Origin of the sequence: Paenibacillus sp. WLX1005 (genome assembly GCF_046603685.1) — a bacterium.
Lineage (GTDB): Bacteria > Bacillota > Bacilli > Paenibacillales > Paenibacillaceae > Saccharibacillus.
This window is the reverse complement of sequence record NZ_CP176756.1, coordinates 2,412,665-2,429,880: the sequence shown is the minus strand read 5'-3', so window position 1 is coordinate 2,429,880 and position 17,216 is coordinate 2,412,665. Positions and strand designations below refer to the sequence as shown.

The 17,216-nt window shown below is 46.4% G+C and carries 11 protein-coding genes; 1 reads left to right on the top strand and 10 read right to left on the bottom strand.

Annotated features, from left to right (window positions below):
* Window positions 1-313: 313 nt before the first annotated feature.
* The 3 genes from ACE3MZ_RS10515 to bglX all read right to left on the bottom strand — a co-directional run bounded on the left by ACE3MZ_RS10515 (window position 314) and on the right by bglX (window position 6,266).
* Complete coding sequence (locus ACE3MZ_RS10515) at window positions 314-2,242, bottom strand: beta-glucoside-specific PTS transporter subunit IIABC (protein ID WP_411346381.1); 1,929 nt, start codon at window positions 2,240-2,242, stop codon at window positions 314-316.
* 175 nt (window positions 2,243-2,417) lie between these two features.
* Entirely contained in the window at window positions 2,418-3,275 is an 858-nt protein-coding gene (gene licT, locus ACE3MZ_RS10510; RefSeq protein WP_411346380.1) for a BglG family transcription antiterminator LicT, read from the bottom strand.
* 735 nt (window positions 3,276-4,010) lie between these two features.
* Window positions 4,011-6,266, bottom strand: a complete 2,256-nt coding sequence (gene bglX, locus ACE3MZ_RS10505; RefSeq protein ID WP_411346379.1) for a beta-glucosidase BglX — start codon at window positions 6,264-6,266, stop codon at window positions 4,011-4,013.
* A gap of 344 nt (window positions 6,267-6,610) precedes the next feature.
* Here bglX and ACE3MZ_RS10500 point away from each other — a divergent pair, with 344 nt between their 5' ends.
* Window positions 6,611-7,891, top strand: coding sequence for a helix-turn-helix domain-containing protein (locus ACE3MZ_RS10500; RefSeq protein ID WP_411346378.1), 1,281 nt, complete (start codon window positions 6,611-6,613; stop codon window positions 7,889-7,891).
* A 129-nt stretch (window positions 7,892-8,020) separates the two neighbouring features.
* Here the strand turns inward: ACE3MZ_RS10500 and ACE3MZ_RS10495 are convergent, their stop codons facing one another.
* From ACE3MZ_RS10495 to ACE3MZ_RS10465, 7 genes are all read right to left on the bottom strand, one after another.
* Complete coding sequence (locus ACE3MZ_RS10495; RefSeq protein WP_411346377.1) at window positions 8,021-10,459, bottom strand: glycogen/starch/alpha-glucan phosphorylase; 2,439 nt, start codon at window positions 10,457-10,459, stop codon at window positions 8,021-8,023.
* A 33-nt stretch (window positions 10,460-10,492) separates the two neighbouring features.
* Complete coding sequence (gene glgD / locus ACE3MZ_RS10490) at window positions 10,493-11,596, bottom strand: glucose-1-phosphate adenylyltransferase subunit GlgD (protein WP_411346755.1); 1,104 nt, start codon at window positions 11,594-11,596, stop codon at window positions 10,493-10,495.
* A gap of 21 nt (window positions 11,597-11,617) precedes the next feature.
* Entirely contained in the window at window positions 11,618-12,751 is a 1,134-nt protein-coding gene (locus ACE3MZ_RS10485) for a glucose-1-phosphate adenylyltransferase (RefSeq protein ID WP_411346376.1), read from the bottom strand.
* 187 nt (window positions 12,752-12,938) lie between these two features.
* Window positions 12,939-13,496: an imm11 family protein gene (locus ACE3MZ_RS10480; protein ID WP_411346375.1), complete on the bottom strand. Its 558-nt coding sequence runs from the start codon at window positions 13,494-13,496 to the stop codon at window positions 12,939-12,941.
* A gap of 334 nt (window positions 13,497-13,830) precedes the next feature.
* Complete coding sequence (locus ACE3MZ_RS10475) at window positions 13,831-15,009, bottom strand: acetoin utilization protein AcuC (protein ID WP_411346754.1); 1,179 nt, start codon at window positions 15,007-15,009, stop codon at window positions 13,831-13,833.
* A gap of 120 nt (window positions 15,010-15,129) precedes the next feature.
* Entirely contained in the window at window positions 15,130-15,762 is a 633-nt protein-coding gene (locus tag ACE3MZ_RS10470; protein WP_411346374.1) for a GNAT family N-acetyltransferase, read from the bottom strand.
* A gap of 328 nt (window positions 15,763-16,090) precedes the next feature.
* Window positions 16,091-17,197 carry an acyltransferase family protein gene (locus ACE3MZ_RS10465; protein ID WP_411346373.1) on the bottom strand — a complete coding sequence of 369 codons (1,107 nt, stop codon included), beginning with the start codon at window positions 17,195-17,197 and terminating at the stop codon, window positions 16,091-16,093.
* Between the last annotated feature and the right edge of the window lie 19 nt (window positions 17,198-17,216).

Sequence of the window (17,216 nt, the reverse complement as noted above, 5' to 3'; positions counted from 1 at the left end):
TCTGTAAACTGTACTGTTACTACGCTTATCTTGTCAGGATAGAAGCTTGTATGTAGCAGGTATCTTGCTCATGTATTGCTGCACGTACTACTGTATTTTCCTTCAATCAAACGAAAAAAGCCTGTAACCTGCGCATCTTCATCATGCGCTTCGGTTACAGGCTTTTGGCATTCTATTGATTCTTTGGATAGGAACGATGAATGGCAGGTGATAACTGATTTGTCTGATTTGGAATACATACCATCATCAGTTTTGCAATTCGTACTAAAGCTAAAACCTATCGATATTGCAATTGATGTTACATTCTACTGTATTAGTTCAACTTGTAGAGCAGATCACCCTGTTGCACTTGTACATGATCAGCACGATCCAGATTGTTGTAATCGTGGATATTGGTCACGATGACTGGTGTGATTGTCGCATAGCCTTCGCTACGTACTGCTTCCAGATCAAATTCCATCAACAGATCACCGATTTTGATCTCTTGACCGGAACGAGCGTGTGGCGTGAAATGTTTGCCTTTTAGCTTCACCGTATCGATACCGATGTGGATCAGCATTTCTGTACCGTCTTCACTAACGAGTCCAATCGCGTGACCGCTTTTGGATACTGAGAATACCGTACCGTTAACTGGTGAGACAACGCGTCCTTCGGATGGCTCAATCGCTACGCCTTTACCCATAATTTCTTCAGCAAATGCAGGGTCAGGTACTTCGCTTAGCGGTTTCACTTCGCCATTCATCGGGCTCAGAATTTGAGTAGCTTTCATCGCGCGTGGAGCCGTTTCGTTCTCGATCAGAGTCGCTGCTACAGCGTCTGCTTGTTCCGCTGCATTAGTAGACGGTTGCTCTGTTACAGCAGCCACTTCTGCTTCTTGTTGTACGTCTTCTTTAATTCCAATAATGTACGTAATAACCGCTGCGGCAACCAGTGCAATCAAACCACCAACGATTGCATAGATCAGTGTACTGATCGATGGGCTAATAAATGCAGCCACACTAGGTAAACCGACCAGACCGGTAATAACATAAGCTTTGACGTGAAAGATTCCCATAAAGGCACCACCGATGGCACCACCAGACAGAGCGGCGATAAACGGCTTTTTGAATCTCATGTTTACACCGTACATTGCCGGTTCTGTAATCCCCATAACCGCTGTCAGACCAGTTGAGAAGCCGAGCGATTTGGTTTTACCATTTTTGGAACGTAGACCGACACCAAATGCGCTACCTGCTTGTGCCCAGTTCGCTGCAAACATCAATGGAATGATAAAGTCATAACCAAGCGATGTCATCGAACCAACGATGATTGGCAGCAAGGCATAATGCATACCAGTGATGATCAGCAGGGACATTGTACCGCCAATCAGAATACTTGCAACAATCGACATATTATCAAACAACCACGAGATACCGCCTGACAGTCCGTTACCGATAATCGAACCCAGTGGTCCAATTGCGATTAACGTCAGTGGAACCATAATCAGCAAAGTAACCGTTGGTACGACGAGCAATTTAATAGAAGAATGGGTAATGCGATCAACTGCTTTTTCTACATACGATGCGATCCAGATTGCAATAACGATTGGGATAACCGTCGATGAGTATGTTGCTGCAATGACTGGAATGCTAGCAAAGCTTACGCTCTCACCAGAAGACAGCAATGCTGTAATCGTCGGGTGCATAATCGCAGCAGCCAATGCCGCCCCGATATAAATGTTACTGCCAAGCTTGCGTGAAGCACTAACAGCGAGAATAATCGGCAGGAAGTAGAACGCCCCATCGCCAATCGCTGACAAAATAATGTACGTCGAGCTTGTACTGGACATCCAGCCAAGTGCGACTAGAATTGCCACGATCCCTTTGATCATACCTGCACCAGTAATCGCTGGCAGGATCGGTGTAAAGATACCGGAAATGAAGTCGAACAGTGCGCTGATTACGTTACGTTTTTGCTCGGGAGCTGCGCCTTCTACTGGTGCTTGTTTGGCACCGCCGCCAGACATCTTTGCAGTCATTTCTTTGTATACACCAGCTACTTCGTTACCGATGATCACTTGGAATTGACCGCCATTTTTCATCACGCCCATAACGCCTTCTGTTTTCTCCAGTTGTGCTTTGTCTGCTTTGTTATCATCATGCAGGTTAAAACGCAAACGCGTCATACAGTGAGTCACCTGATCTACGTTTTGCTCGCCGCCTACTAGTTTCAATACGTCCTGAGCTACTTTTGCTTTATCCACAATGAACACTCCTCTATATTGCTGTTCTACATGTTTGTAATCCATTTTAGGATATAAAAAAACCTAAATGCAGAGGAATGATACCATCGGTGCGCAACATCCGCACATTTTGATGTAAACATTCTTCGACATTTAGGTTTTGCCTACCCAAAGTAACAATCCCTCTAGCCGGTATTCAATTGCTTTCTGATGAATCGACATGTTCCTTTTTGGTGACCCGTTCGATATGAATGGTCAGGTACAGCAGTTCTTCATTGGACAGGTCACGCTGATGAATCTTGCGCGTGTAGTCCTGAATTTTCAGCGCACAGGCATATGCCTGAGGGTACTGATTTTTGACCATATCGTGCAGCGGGCTATCCCCCTGCTCGCTTGCTGTGCCACTAATGACACGCTGGGCAAAAAATTTCAAATGCGTGAGGAAGCGGAAGTAATTCAGCGATTCCTCATCCAGCTCGATCACAAAATGGCGAGTTACGATCCGCAGCACATCCTTGACGATATTCGTCATGCTAACAGTTTCGCTCATCTGTCCATTGAGCTGAGAATTGACAAAATGCAGTGCAATGAAGCCGCCTTCATCTTCGGGAAGCGAGACGCCCAGCATATCTTCGATCATCTGGAGTGCCTTGATTCCAATGTAATACTCTTTGCGGTACAGCTTTTTGATTTCCCATAACAGGGCGTTCTTGATTTCCAATCCTTGTCGGTGCCGTTCAATCGCAAAATGGATATGATCGGTAAGCGAAATATAGATGCTGTCATGAAGCTGGCTGCCCAGTACCGTCTGTGCGTATCGGATAATCTCGTCTGAGCATTCCACATACTCCATCGGAATGTCCGATAGCAACGCGGTCAGCTTGTCTGAGATCTCTTTATTTTCCAGCTTGAATACCTTTTCAATCTTCGCTTCATCAACCAAGTCATCTGGATGTTTTTTGAATCCGATGCCCCTGCCCATAACGACCAGTTCCTGTTTGCCGGAATCAACAACGGTGACGACATTGTTATTCAGAACCTGCGATATCCTCATCTTCATCACCTTTTTATATGAATGCTCAAAAAGGCAAAACCAAAATTGACACTATTGTCAGTTTCGGTTTTGCCTGATTACTCAGTAACAATCCGTGTTTTTGGTTTCTATATTTTCATACTAACATAGCCGACATAAAATGACAACCGTTTTTGTAAGCCTTTTCGAGTGGGAGTGTGTAATTGTTACTTTGGACGGATTGAAATGGATGGATATATTGGGTGTGAGGGGGACCGCTGCGGGGGAGGAAAATGCCAACGGTCTCCGGTGGAGAGTGGAGTTTTTACGGATGAGGTAGTGAGCGGTAAAAACTCCACTCTCCAAAGTCGACCTTATGGCATTTTTCCTCCCCCTCCGCTCCGCCGCACACACAACATTGTAGTGGGTAGTGGTAGGGAGAAGATCTTGGTGATGAGGAAGGTGGTAGGGTTGGTGGGCGTGTGAGGATATGGGCTTGAAGTATAGGGATTATTCTGGATGTGATGATAGTTGGATGGTGATTTGGGGGATTGGAGTGGTGGCTTAGTTTGGCGTTATTTTGATATAGGACGTTGGGGGTTGGATGTTCATTTTTTTAATAATTGGTTTGGTGATTGTATTTGGATCAAATAAAGGGATAAAGGCTGCTTGTAGTGATGGCAGGCTTTATCCCTTTAAAAGGCTATATTTAATCAAAAAGATTCAAAAGAGAACTATTTTTAGATTAATTCAAGGATTAGATGTCTTGAAAGGCAATTAGATGAGTTCAAAGGTGCGTTCGATGACTTCGTTGGAGTTGGTGCCGACGAATACTTTGAATTCGCCTTCTTCGGCGATCCATTGGAGCTTCGCGTTGCAGTATTGCAGGTCGGATTCAGAGATTTTGAATTCGACTTGTGTGCTTTGACCCGGAGCTAGTTGGATTTTGCGGAAGCCTTTGAGTTCTTTGACTGGGCGGACGGTGCTGCCGTACAGATCTTGGATGTACATTTGTACGGTTTCTTCGCCTGCTGCGTTCCCTGTATTGGTGACAGTTGCACGCACGGTGATGGATTCGCCGCGTTTGATGATATCCCGATCCAATTTCAAGGCGGAATAGGTAAAGTTGGTGTAGCTTAGACCGTAACCGAATGGATACAGTGGATCGTTAGGGCCGTCCAAGTATTTGGAAATGTATTTCTCGTCTTTGTTTTGGTCATTCAGCGGGCGTCCGGTATTGAAACGGTTGTAGTAAATTGGCGTTTGTCCGCCATGTTTCGGGAAGCTCATCGTGAGTTTACCGGATGGGTTGTAATCACCCAGCAGGACATCGGCGATGGCATGACCGGCTTGCGAGCCGAGGAACCATGTTTCGACGATGGCATCGACGTTTTGTTCATACCAGTCCAGCACGAGTGGGCGTCCATTGGTCAATACGAGAATGACTGGTTTGCCCAGCTTAACGATTGCTTCCGCCAGCTTTTGCTGTGGTGCGGGAATGGTGATGTCCATACGCGATGCAGCTTCGCCAGACATTTCGCTATCTTCGCCCAGTGCAAGTACGACTACATCGGCTTGACGGGCAGTTTGCAGCGCTTGCTCGATGCCACCGGAGATAGCTTCGTTTACTGCGCTACCCTGTGCGTACAGCAGCTTGTCGTCGCTGATGCCTTTTGCCTGGAAACCTTCACGCAAGGTTACAGTTTGTTCACCGTAACGGGAGAATTGCCATGCGCCGAGCAAGTCTTTGCTATCTGCGAATGGACCGATCAGGGCGATCGTGCTGTCACCGTTCAGTACGCTTGTTTTGGACAGCGGTAGGATACGATTTTCATTTTTGAGCAGGACAATTGATTTACGTGCCAGCTCCAGACTTGCTTGCAGATGCTCTGGATGGAAATGGTATTCCGCTTCTTTGTCAGGACGAATATAACGGAACGGATCATCCATAATACCGATCACGTATTTGTACGTCAGAATGCGGCGTACGGCAGCGTCTACTTGAGCAATGTCCACTTTACCTTCAGCGATCAGGTCCGGCAAATACTGTTCATACAGCTGTGTCACCATCTCAATATCCATCGTTGCATCCAGCGACATGCGCGCTGCTTCTTTGCGATCACGAGCGGCGCCGTGAATATAAATCTCATCCATCGCTCCATAGTCAGAGATCAGCATACCGTCAAAGCCAAGCTCTTTGCGCAGCAGATCATTCAGAATGAATTTGTTACCGGCAATCGGTACGCCATTGTAAAAGTTAAATGCGTTCATGACCGAAGCGGAGCCTGCTTCCAGACCAGCTTTGAACGGTGGCAAGTACACATTGCGCAGCGTCCATTCGGAAATATCGACTGTATTATAATCACGACCGGATTCGGATGCACCATAAGCGACAAAGTGCTTCAGGCAAGCAATCAGTGTTTCTTCGCTGAACAGATCTTCACCTTGGAAGCCTTCTACCTGAGCTTTGGCAATCAAGGAACCCAAATATGGATCTTCTCCTGCGCCTTCCATTACACGTCCCCAGCGTGCATCGCGCGTAATATCGACCATCGGTGCGTGATTATACGTAATACCAGATGCAGTCGCTTCACGAGCGGCGATGACGCAGGCATTTTTAATCTGCTGCAAATCCCAGCTACTTGCCCAGCCGAGCGGAATTGGGAAAATCGTCTGGTAGCCGTGGATCACATCTGCATTGAATAACAGCGGAATGCGTAGACGAGATTGCTCGACCGACAGCTTTTGCAAATCAAACGTACGGCGGCTATTGAATGCACCCAGAATGGAACCAACACGTCCCTCCCGCACCAAAATATCGGTTGGATCGGCTTCTACATCTCCACCAAAAGCAAATTCTGAATCGGCGCACTGGCTCATCTGACCGATCTTCTCTGCCAGTGTCATCTGACCAAGCAGTTCCTCAACCGCCGCAGTGATATGTTCTTCACTACGCGGTGTTACACCTGTTTTATGATAAGGCGCTACAAGTGCCGCTAATTCCTGAGTCTCCGTATGTTGTACATTTGTCATTGGGATCATCCTCATTTCGTTGTAATAAGTGAACCTGCTGTATTCGGTATTGCAGTGTGATACAGCTTACAGTATTAATGTAGGCGTTTAGGGATTTGATTTATGGTTATATTCCTGCTTTTTTGGTAAAATAACAGACAATATATGCGAATTGAGAGCAGCTCCATCTCTTCTTCCTCGACAGAATTGCAGAAATTGTACATTCTGGATTTGGATTGCAAAAGATAAGGATTGCTATAACAACTCATTGGCTACATTCATAAATGTGTAGTTCTGGATACAATCTGAATACGTTAGATACCATATAGATCAGCATCTATTCGATAGAAATGGAGGGTAGCACCATGCAACCGTCATTTAGTAATACATTGCGCTTTTTGCTTAAACTTCTTCATACGGAATATCAGGTTACTCTCTATGTAGTGGATCAAAAGGGGCAACTGCTGGAGCAGCATCCAGCGCGTCCCTTTAATCCGATATACGAAAGTCAAGAACAGACGTTATCGTTGCTGGCGACACGGGTATCGGAACATGATCGTTATCCGGCTGTGCGGGCGACCAATGTGCTGGAGCATTATTTGACTATTCCGCTGAGGGACGCTGATACGGAGGAAGGAACGTTGATTGCCGGACCTTTTTTCCATGCGATTGTGCCGGATGAGCTGGTCAATGGGATTATTCGCGATTATCATCTGTCCTTTCGACAGCAGGATGTCATTCAGGACTTTTACCATCAGGTGCCGCTGATCTCGAAGGAGCGTATTTATAATGCAGCGGTAATGATTCATTATATGCTATATCAGGAGCAGCTCGATATTGCGGCGGTGATTCAGCATAATCTGCATATTCATATCCAGCAGGCAACCCAGCGAACGCCCCTTCCCTCCCCTTATGATGAATATGAGCATTATCCGCAAACGACCTATCATCATAACCCGGAGATGGAGAAAATCTTCATGCAATACATTCGTGATGGGCGTAAAGAAGATCTGGTACGCTGGGAGCTGGGATTTCCAACAGAAAAGCTAGGCGTGCTATCCAAAAAAAGCCTGCTGCGCAGCGAGAAAAATCTGGCGATTTGCTCCATTACTCTTGCTACACGGGCAGCGATGGATGGCGGGGTGAATGCAGAGATTGGGTATACACTGAGTGATTTTTACATTCAGGGTGTTGAGGAATGTCAGAATCCGGCAGAGGTACAGGATGTGCTGCGGAAGTGCCATACCGATTTTGTAGATCGCGTGCTGGAAAGTCAGCGGCAGCAGTATTCGGAGGAAGTGAATAAGTCGCGAAATTATATGTTCAATCATCTGTATGAGCCCGTGCAATTGGAACAACTGGCAGAAGCGGCGGGATTGAGCGGAGATTATTTGTCACGGCGTTTTAAGCAGGAAACAGGTGTATCGCCAGTGGAATTTCTACAGCAGGTTCGTGTGCAGGAAGCACAGCGACTGATGATCAGTTCCCATTATGCGTTTGCAGAGATTGCAGCGATGTTGCAGTTTCACGATCAGAGTTATTTTACGAAGATTTTTAAAAAGGTTGTTGGGATGACGCCGAAGCAATATAGCAGTCGGCGAAGCGGTGGTGAACGGGTGGTGCTGGACAAGCATATGCAGCGATAGAATGCGACAAGTTAAAGCCTGCCCATCGTTTTGAACGTAATATGTATGTCTACCTGTAGAACGTCCATCCATTATAAAAGAAACACCAGTGCAGAGAGTATCCTGCACCGGTGTTGATCATCTGAACTGCTAATGGATTGGCTTGATCTTCCAGATCTCTGCCGCGTATTGACTAATCGTGCGGTCGCTGGAGAATTTGCCGGAATGAGCGATGTTGTGGATCGACTTTTTGAGCCATTCCTTCTGGTTGCGATAGGCGGCTTCGATCTGCACATGCGATTCTGCATAAGAGTCGAAGTCCTTGAGCATAAAGTACTCGTCATTGCCATCTAATAGTGAACGATACAACGATTCAAACTCATACGAGTTGTATGCAAACGCTCCCGGTACGACCAATTGATCGACCACTTCGCGGATACGTGGATCGCTATTGTACACATCACGCGCCACATAACCACCATGCTGGTAATAATTCATCACTTCATCGGCACTCAGTCCAAAGATGAACATATTGGCATTGCCCAGCATCTCGAACATCTCCACATTCGCCCCGTCCATCGTACCTATGGTCAGCGCGCCGTTCATCATCAGCTTCATATTGCCCGTACCGGAAGCTTCTTTGCTGGCGGTCGAGATTTGCTCGCTAATATCGGCTGCGGGGATAATCTTCTCGGCAAGCGATACCGAGTAATTTTCTAGGAAAAAGACGTTCAATTTATCCTTCACATCTGGATCGTTGTTAACAACATTGGCGACCCGATTGATCAACTTGATCGTGCTTTTTGCCAGATAATAACCCGGAGCTGCTTTGGCTCCAAAGATAAACGTACGCGGCACGGTGCTCTGCGATGGCATAGACTTAATCTGATTATACAAGTACATCACATGCAAAATATTAAGCAATTGGCGTTTGTACGCATGCAGACGCTTAATCTGCACATCGAAGATCGATTCCGTATTCACAACTGTTCCGTACTTCTGCTCAATGTATTGAGCCAGTCGCTGCTTGTTATGCTGCTTGATGCCCGCGACTTGCTGCTGGAAGGACGCATCTTCACTGAATTTGATCAAATTCGTCAATTCCTGCGGATGTGTAATCCAACGCTTGCCAATTGATTCGCTAATCAGATCGCTGAGCTGCGGATTGGCGTGCATAAGCCAGCGACGATGCGTAATGCCATTCGTCTTATTGTTGAAGCGCTGTGGATACAATTCGTAGAAATTACGCATCTCGCGCTCTTTCAAAATATCGGTATGCAGCGCAGCCACTCCATTGATGCTATAACTGCCCGCAATCGCCAGATGCGCCATTTTTACCTGATCATCGTAAACGATTGCCATATGTGCAACCCGATCTGGATCATCCGGGTACTTATCCATGAGCAAACGGCAGAAACGTGCATTGATTTCATCGATAATCATATACACACGTGGTGTCAGATCACGAATCATCTGAGCAGGCCACTTTTCCAATGCTTCGCTTAAAATCGTATGGTTTGTATACGACACCGTTCGTGTCGTAATATCCCATGCACGATCCCAGCTATAGCCCTTCTCATCCATCAGAATACGCATCAGCTCAGGGATTACGAGCGTCGGATGCGTATCATTGATATGAATGGCAATCTTGTCTGGCAGCTGATCGTAGCTTACATTCAGCTTGTCATACGTACGCAGAATACTCTGCAATCCAGCGGAGCAGAGGAAGTATTGCTGCTTCAAGCGCAGCAAACGTCCTTCATAATGAGAATCGTCAGGATACAGAAACTCAGAGATCGATTCTACCGAACGATTGTAGTTGAGATAGCTGTAATAGTTGCTGGAACCGCCTAGATTGCGATTCGCCATCTCACGAACCGGTTCAGCACTCCACAATCGTAACGTATTGATATGGTAATCATCCTTACCACCACGATAGCCGATAACTGGCACATCATATGGAATCGCCCATACCGCTTCATAGTCGCGCAGGGAGAAGCGCAATTGCCCCTCTTCTTCCCGCGTCTCTACTTGCCCACCGAATCGTACTTCGACTCGGCGATCGGCACGGCGAACTTCCCATTCAAATCCTTTTTGCAGCCAATCATCCGGCAGTTCCACCTGATTCTCGTCTACAATCTTCTGCTCGAACAAACCATACCGATAACGGATACCGCAGCCGTGTCCGGCATAACCAAGCGATGCCAGTGAATCGAGGAAACAGGCAGCCAAACGACCAAGACCACCGTTGCCGAGACCAGCATCCGCTTCCTGCTCCTCAATATCGTCCAGCGAAATTCCCAACTCAGCTAGCCCATCCTGCACGATATGGAACATGCCCATATTGAGCAAGTTATTACCGAGCAAACGGCCAATTAGAAACTCAAGTGACAGATAATATACCTGCTTCTCCTGATCTTGGCGCAACTCCCGATTCGTTGCCGCCCATTCACGACCAGCAAATTCCCTCATCATCCGGCTTAGAATCGTATACACATCTTCGTGCGAGACTTCCTCCAGCGGCTTGCCCAATTTGGAAACAACATTATCTTGAAAAATCTGTTTAAATTCCTCTTTAGTGGTAAACAAGTGGCCATTCCTCCTGAAGTCAGTTTTGCGGCATCAAAGAAGAGTGCTCTTGGCAGTTACATATGGTCTTCTTACATCGCCGATCAGCGTACGGTCGTGGGAAATCTGTACGTCTTTATCGAGAATGACATTTTCCAGTACCGCTCCCGCTTCAATCGTACATTTCTGCAAGATGATGGAATTGACGACACGGGCGCCTTTTTCCACTTTTACACCGCGGAACAGGATGCTGTTCTCAACATCGCCGCCCAGTACGCAGCCATTGGCAACAAGTGAATTGCGAACGTTCGCGCCTTCCAAATACTTGGCTGGTGCTTCGTATTTGATCTTGGTCTGTACTGGCTTCTCATGGAACAACTGCTGATACGTATCCGGGCATAGCAGATCCATGCTGTTTTTATAATAGCTTTCCACCGAGTTAATAACGGCGTTATAGCCTTTATATTCATATCCAGCAATCTTCAGATTGTTCGGATTGTTCTGGATGACATCGCGGAAGAAATAGCTCTTACCATGCGCGATGCAGTAGTTCACTTGCTCCAGATACAGCTCCTTGCTCATAATAAACAGTTCGATGTAGATGTTATGATGGCTGCGATCTTGATGAATATCAGTGACAAAGCCATTCTCGTCCACTTCTATCCGACGACATGCTCCATGTTCAGGCAACAATTCATCGACTTTTTTGTAAACGACAGTTACATCGGCGCCCTTTTCCAGATGGTATGCATATACATCCTTGTAGTCGACTTTGTTCACATGCTGCGTGCCGGTATGCACAACCGTATCACCCAGACTACGGTAAAAGAAGTCCATATTGTTGTGAATATGTTGCAAATCACCAAGGGAAGTGTCGGTCGGGTCATGCCAATCCGGTGGCAAAATGAATAATCCGCCACGCTTACGATCCAGATCCCATGGACGACCTTCTCCCAGATGATCCATCAGCGAGCGATATTTCCGACGTACAAATAATGAAATGTCCTGTACATCCGCATACATCATGTTGGACAGAGCAAAGTCGATCAGTCGGTAGCGACCTGCAAACGGGACGGCCGCTCCGCAGCGGAAATACGTCAGTTCCTTCAGTTGATCCAGTTCATGATCAAGATTAATAACGCCTACAAATCCTTTCATTCCAGTCACCGTCCCTGTCTCTTATGATTGATTGCTTGTGATCAGTTCGATTTCACTATTCTCGGCTTGTTCGGTGCCGATCTGAGCGCCGTCCTCAATAATAATACCTTCATTGACGATCGAACGGTGGATACGTACATTTTTGCCAATTTTGGCGCCTGGCATAATGACGGAGTCGGTAATAACGCTGCCTTCGCCTACTTCCACATTGAAGAACAGCACAGAATGCTTCACTTCGCCATTGATGATGCAGCCTTCATTGATAATGCTATCTTGCACATTAGCAGAAGGTGCGATAAAGGCAGCCGGTTGATTCGGGCTACGGGTGAAAATGCGCCATTCTGGATCATTCAGATCCAGCTGCGGATTCTCGGACAGCATGTCCATATTCGCTTCCCACAGACTTTGAATCGTACCGACATCGCGCCAGTATCCATCAAACGGATACGCATACAATGTTTTATTATCGCCAAGCAATAAAGGAATCAGGTCTTTACCGAAGTCATAGGAAGAAGCAGGATTGTCTTCATCTTTGATCAGGTAAGATTTGAGCACATCCCATTTGAACAGATAGACACCCATGGAAGCAAGTGTACTTTTCGGATGTTTTGGTTTTTCGTCGAATTCGTAAATTTTGAGATCGTCATGTGTGTTCAGCATGCCGAAGCGGCTCGCTTCTTCCAACGTCACATTGACTACGGAAATGGTGCAATCCGCATCTTTTTCTTTATGGTAATCGATCATTTTTTGATAATCCATTTTGTAAATATGGTCACCGGACAGAATGAGTACATGTTCCGGGTCAAAGCTTTCCACAAATTTCAGGTTGCGATAAATGGCGTCCGCGGTTCCCTGATACCAGCTGCTGCCTTCCTGCCGTTCATGCGGTGGCAAAACAAACACACCACCATTTTTGCGATCCATATCCCAGTCATTGCCTACACCTATGTATGCATGCAGGAGTGTCGGTTCATATTGCGTCAATACACCAACAGTATCAATGCCGGAATTGGCGCAATTACTCAGCGGAAAATCGATAATCCGATACGTGCCGCCGAAGAAAACGGCTGGCTTTGCCAGGGACTTGGTCAAATCTTTTAGCCTTTTGCCTTGACCTCCGGCAAGCAGCATAGCCACGACTTCTTTTTTACTCATGGAAAAGCCTCCTTCGTGTAAGTTGTCATATTCTTTAGCTGAAATACGATAACGCAGAGAGACCAAATGCAAAATCATGTTTTAACAAGTACTGGCCGCTAATGAAAATGTAAGGAGACTTTCCCGCTGGAATCAGCTCACCATATGCTGTTGTACGGGCTGTGTTATCAGGGCGCGCCACGGAAAGTCAGATATTTTGCTGAAATCGAATACCGGTAATACTCTGTGCCTGGCAAGCCTGTGCAAATTCGTCAGATGCCACAATCAGGCTAATATCTTCGTTGGAACGTACAAGTCCATGTCTTTTCAACGCGTCGGGTCGGAAGGCAACCGAGATAAAATGTGGCGGACTGCCGTGTATACCGGGCAATAGCGGCACATAAACCGATTCTTCCATATCCAGACAATTGATCACGGTCGTGATATTCGGTACATGAAAACCACGCAGTGGCTCTCCATTGACCATAACCTCTGCTTCAACCAGCTGCACATCGTTCGGCGCATACTGACGAATAATAGCTGTAAGACGCGGTCCGATCAGATCGGGTCCATCGGTCATAAACCAGTCAAACAGCAGCAACCGATCCAGATCAATATTTCCCTGCAAATGAAAGCGGGGAGGTTTCGCCCAATCGCGCTGCGGCGTGCCTTTTTTGAAACTGAGATGATCTGGAGATTCGTTGAAATTGTACTTGAACCAGTAACGGTCCGGGTAAATATCCGCCGGCAGCAGGACATAACACATACATACCTCATCCTTTCGCAACATGGAAATCATCATATGTATTGCTTGATCCAAACATGATGATTCTGTTTCATTACCTGCTGCTGTTTATTTCGACATGAAGATTCATTTCACCTTCTGCCAATAGGCAACAAGTTGAGCGTTTTGTGCAAATGAATGAGTAACGACATTTGTATCCAGCTAAGTCTATATACCCGAATCCACCCATAATGCCACTTTTTTACACCATAAGTTCATAAAGCCGCCCTGTATGCCTGGCAGAGCGGCTTTGTTACGATGATGTGACAGATGAAGATCCATTTGACTACTTTCTGCAGATAGCTGTGATGCAATTTCACTTCAAATAAGAAGCAGCCAGTTCGCATACATGCCGATTCTGCTTCATAATTTCCTGCCGCCGCGGCATCGGTTCCCAGCGACTCACATCATCTAGCCATGTACGTGGTAATTCGACAGGGCTTTGCGCTTGCCAGCGATTCATCCAGTACTCTGGCAATACTAGCTGCGGATCATGATCAAGTGTTTGCAGTAATGGATGCTCGCTCATCTCCAGCCACAATAATGACCATGCTCGCGGCACAACACGCCAAATATCATATCCACCGCCACCTAATGCCACCCATCGTCCTTGGCACCACTCATGAGCCGCCTGATGAATAAGCTGAGGCATCTCGCGATAAATGCGCATCGAACAATGAATATGGGAGAGCGGGTCCAGCGCATGGGCATCGCAGCCATGCTGGCTAACGATAATGTCTGGCTGTGCACGCTGTAATACTTGATCCAGCAGTGTGCCAAAGCATTCCAGCCATGAATCATCCTCCGTATACGGCTCTACGGGCAGATTGATCGTACAACCGAATCCTTCGCCTGCACCTCGCTCCTCCACTCGCCCAGTGCCGGGAAACAGATATTTGCCAGTTTCATGAATCGAATACGTAAACACATGTGGATCGGTATAAAAGCTCATCTCCACGCCATCTCCATGATGCACATCGGTATCGATATACAACACTTTGGCATCATACTGATGGCGAATATGCTGAATCGCCAAAGAAGCATCATTGTAAATGCAAAAGCCTGCTCCCTTTTGTGGTAATGCGTGATGCAGCCCGCCGCCCAGGTGCAGAGCATGATTATACTGCCCACTCATGACCAATTCAGCAGCATGAACCGATCCGGCTCCGATTGCACTTGCACTCTCATGCATTCCTGGAAAAAAAGGCGTCTCATCGTAATCGAGACCATATTGACCTGCAAGGCTAATATAGCGCTCTTCCGGGTCGTCCAGACTGAGCTGCTTCACGGTATCGACATACTGCGGAATATGAATGCTGCGTAGTAACTGTTCATCTAACGCATATGGCGGCTGAATCAGAGCGGAGTCATCTAGTGCGCCAACCTGTTGCAGCAATTCCATCGTCATCACCAAGCGACGCTGATCAAATGGATGATCGCGGCGAAATACATAATTCAGACTATCCGGGTGATACACATACGCTGCTTCTGGCATTGTCATGTCTCCTCTCCTACTAAGCGAATAACGATTTGACCATTTGGATAGTGCGATTGTTGTGCTTCTGTCTGCTGTTCCTTTTGACGATTCATTGTCTGTCACTGCTGCTGCTCGGACTCAATACATAAACCGCTGGCGGAAACGAAGACGGTCAAACGCCTCCACCGACTCCTGCGGCACCTGTCGCCCCACACGCACCATCAGACAATTGGCAGGATGGGAGCAAATTTCCGGGTCGTCCGTAGCAAACCAGACCATATCTACATTTTTCATCAGGTTCTCCATCATTTTGCGATAGTCCCAGACGCTGAGACCGGTACTCTCCAGATCCCAATGCCAGTAATACTCTGTCGTAAACACAATGACGTTATCCAGCTGAGATTCACGAAAAGCGAGCTGGATCAATCGTTTGGCGAGTCCTAGCCCGCGATAATCGTTAGCGATCTCCACCGCACCCAATTCGATCAAATCCTCCATATTGCCTTCCGACCAGCGCTCGTATTCATCAGCATAGTGAAAGGTGACATAGCCAACGATCAGATCACCGTCTGTTGCCATAATGATGCGTCCTTCCGGCAATTCGGCAATTTCGACTAAAGCTTCTTGCTGTTCAATAGGACGGCGAAATGCATCCAATTGCGCATGCATCTGACATGCAGCAATCCGTTGCGATGGCACCGGTCCTTCCAATACAAGTCGAAGATGGTTATGCTCCAGTACCTCGGTTTGTTTGAGTTTGATATGTTCCATAACGGTATCCTTTCTAATCGTTATGATAACGCTTACGATAATGATGCTTGCTTTGATTATAGCTGATTTTACAATATTTGCATGCCTGCTGAATACTACGATGTCATTTCCAGTATGACAACGTGAATATGCTTCCAGATCAATATATACAAAATCATAAAATATAATAAAATCATAAAATATATGCAAAATCACAAAAAAGCCTTCTCCCGCCTTATACAGATCCAGAACTGTACAGGTTATTGGAGAAGGCTATTCTTGTTTTATTCACGTATTCGCTGCTTGCATTCCTGCTTACCAATGCAACTGAATAGGTGGCGGAGAATTTTTAATTTTCAGCTGCGGCTGTGCCGAAGGAACGCTTCTCACTTGCAGGACGACGCACATTGATGCGTCCAACTACGTATTGTCCCAGTTTGAAGCGATTAAACAGATTGATCGTCACGATACATAGCGCAATTCCAGTGAAGAACAACAGTGGAATTTCCAAATACCCAATCTGAATGCCAAACGTCTCGATTGCCAAGTCCATCATTTCTAGATAGAACCAGTGCACAAGGTAAATGCCAAATGAATATTGGCTGATCAGATTGATCACTGGCGGAATCGTCGTTACCCGGCGGAATGCTAGGAACATTAAGAAAATAACGACTACGGTAAACAAAATCATATCCATGCGCTTGGAACCAAATCCAAAGCTGGAGAACGCATTGTTGTAAATGATCAGACCAATAGACACCGGCAAGGCTGCCAATATCCACCATTTGTATTTTTCCAAAATGGCAAGGAATTGTTGATAATTTTTGCCGCAATAATAGGCTAGCGAAAAATAAAACAACCAACCGGTAAATGGCATCCAATATCCACGATCCCATATGTACGCAATATACTGATTGTCGCTGATCGGTGGTACCAGATTGAAAAAGGCAAGGTAGCCTACATTGATTACGAGCGATACCGCCAATACCGTGATCGGACGAAAACGGTCAATATATCGCGCATACAGTTGATGCAAAATATAAAATTGAAAAATGACGAGCACAAACCAGCCGTGATATGCACCTAGCATGTTGTACACAATAAGCTTCGGAATCGACCAGTCATTCATAATGCCCGATGTAATCGCGTAAAAGACTGCCATGCAGGCGAATGGAATAAACAGAAATTGAATCCGCTTTTTATAAAAGCCTTTCGGTAAATCCTTCGGATAGGAATACGCCAGAATCAATGCCGAAATAAATACAAACGTCGATGTACCAAATGACAGCAAGCCTGCTAGTGTCCACATCCCGAATTGAACCGGTCCCTCTGTACTTTCCCCTGTTGAAAATTTGATCGAATGCAGCAACACTACACTCATGCAGGCAATGGCGCGTACGATCGACACTTCGCTGATCGTCCGTTTGGGTGTTGCCTTGATTGATTGATTGCTCATTACGTTATACATCCTCCTT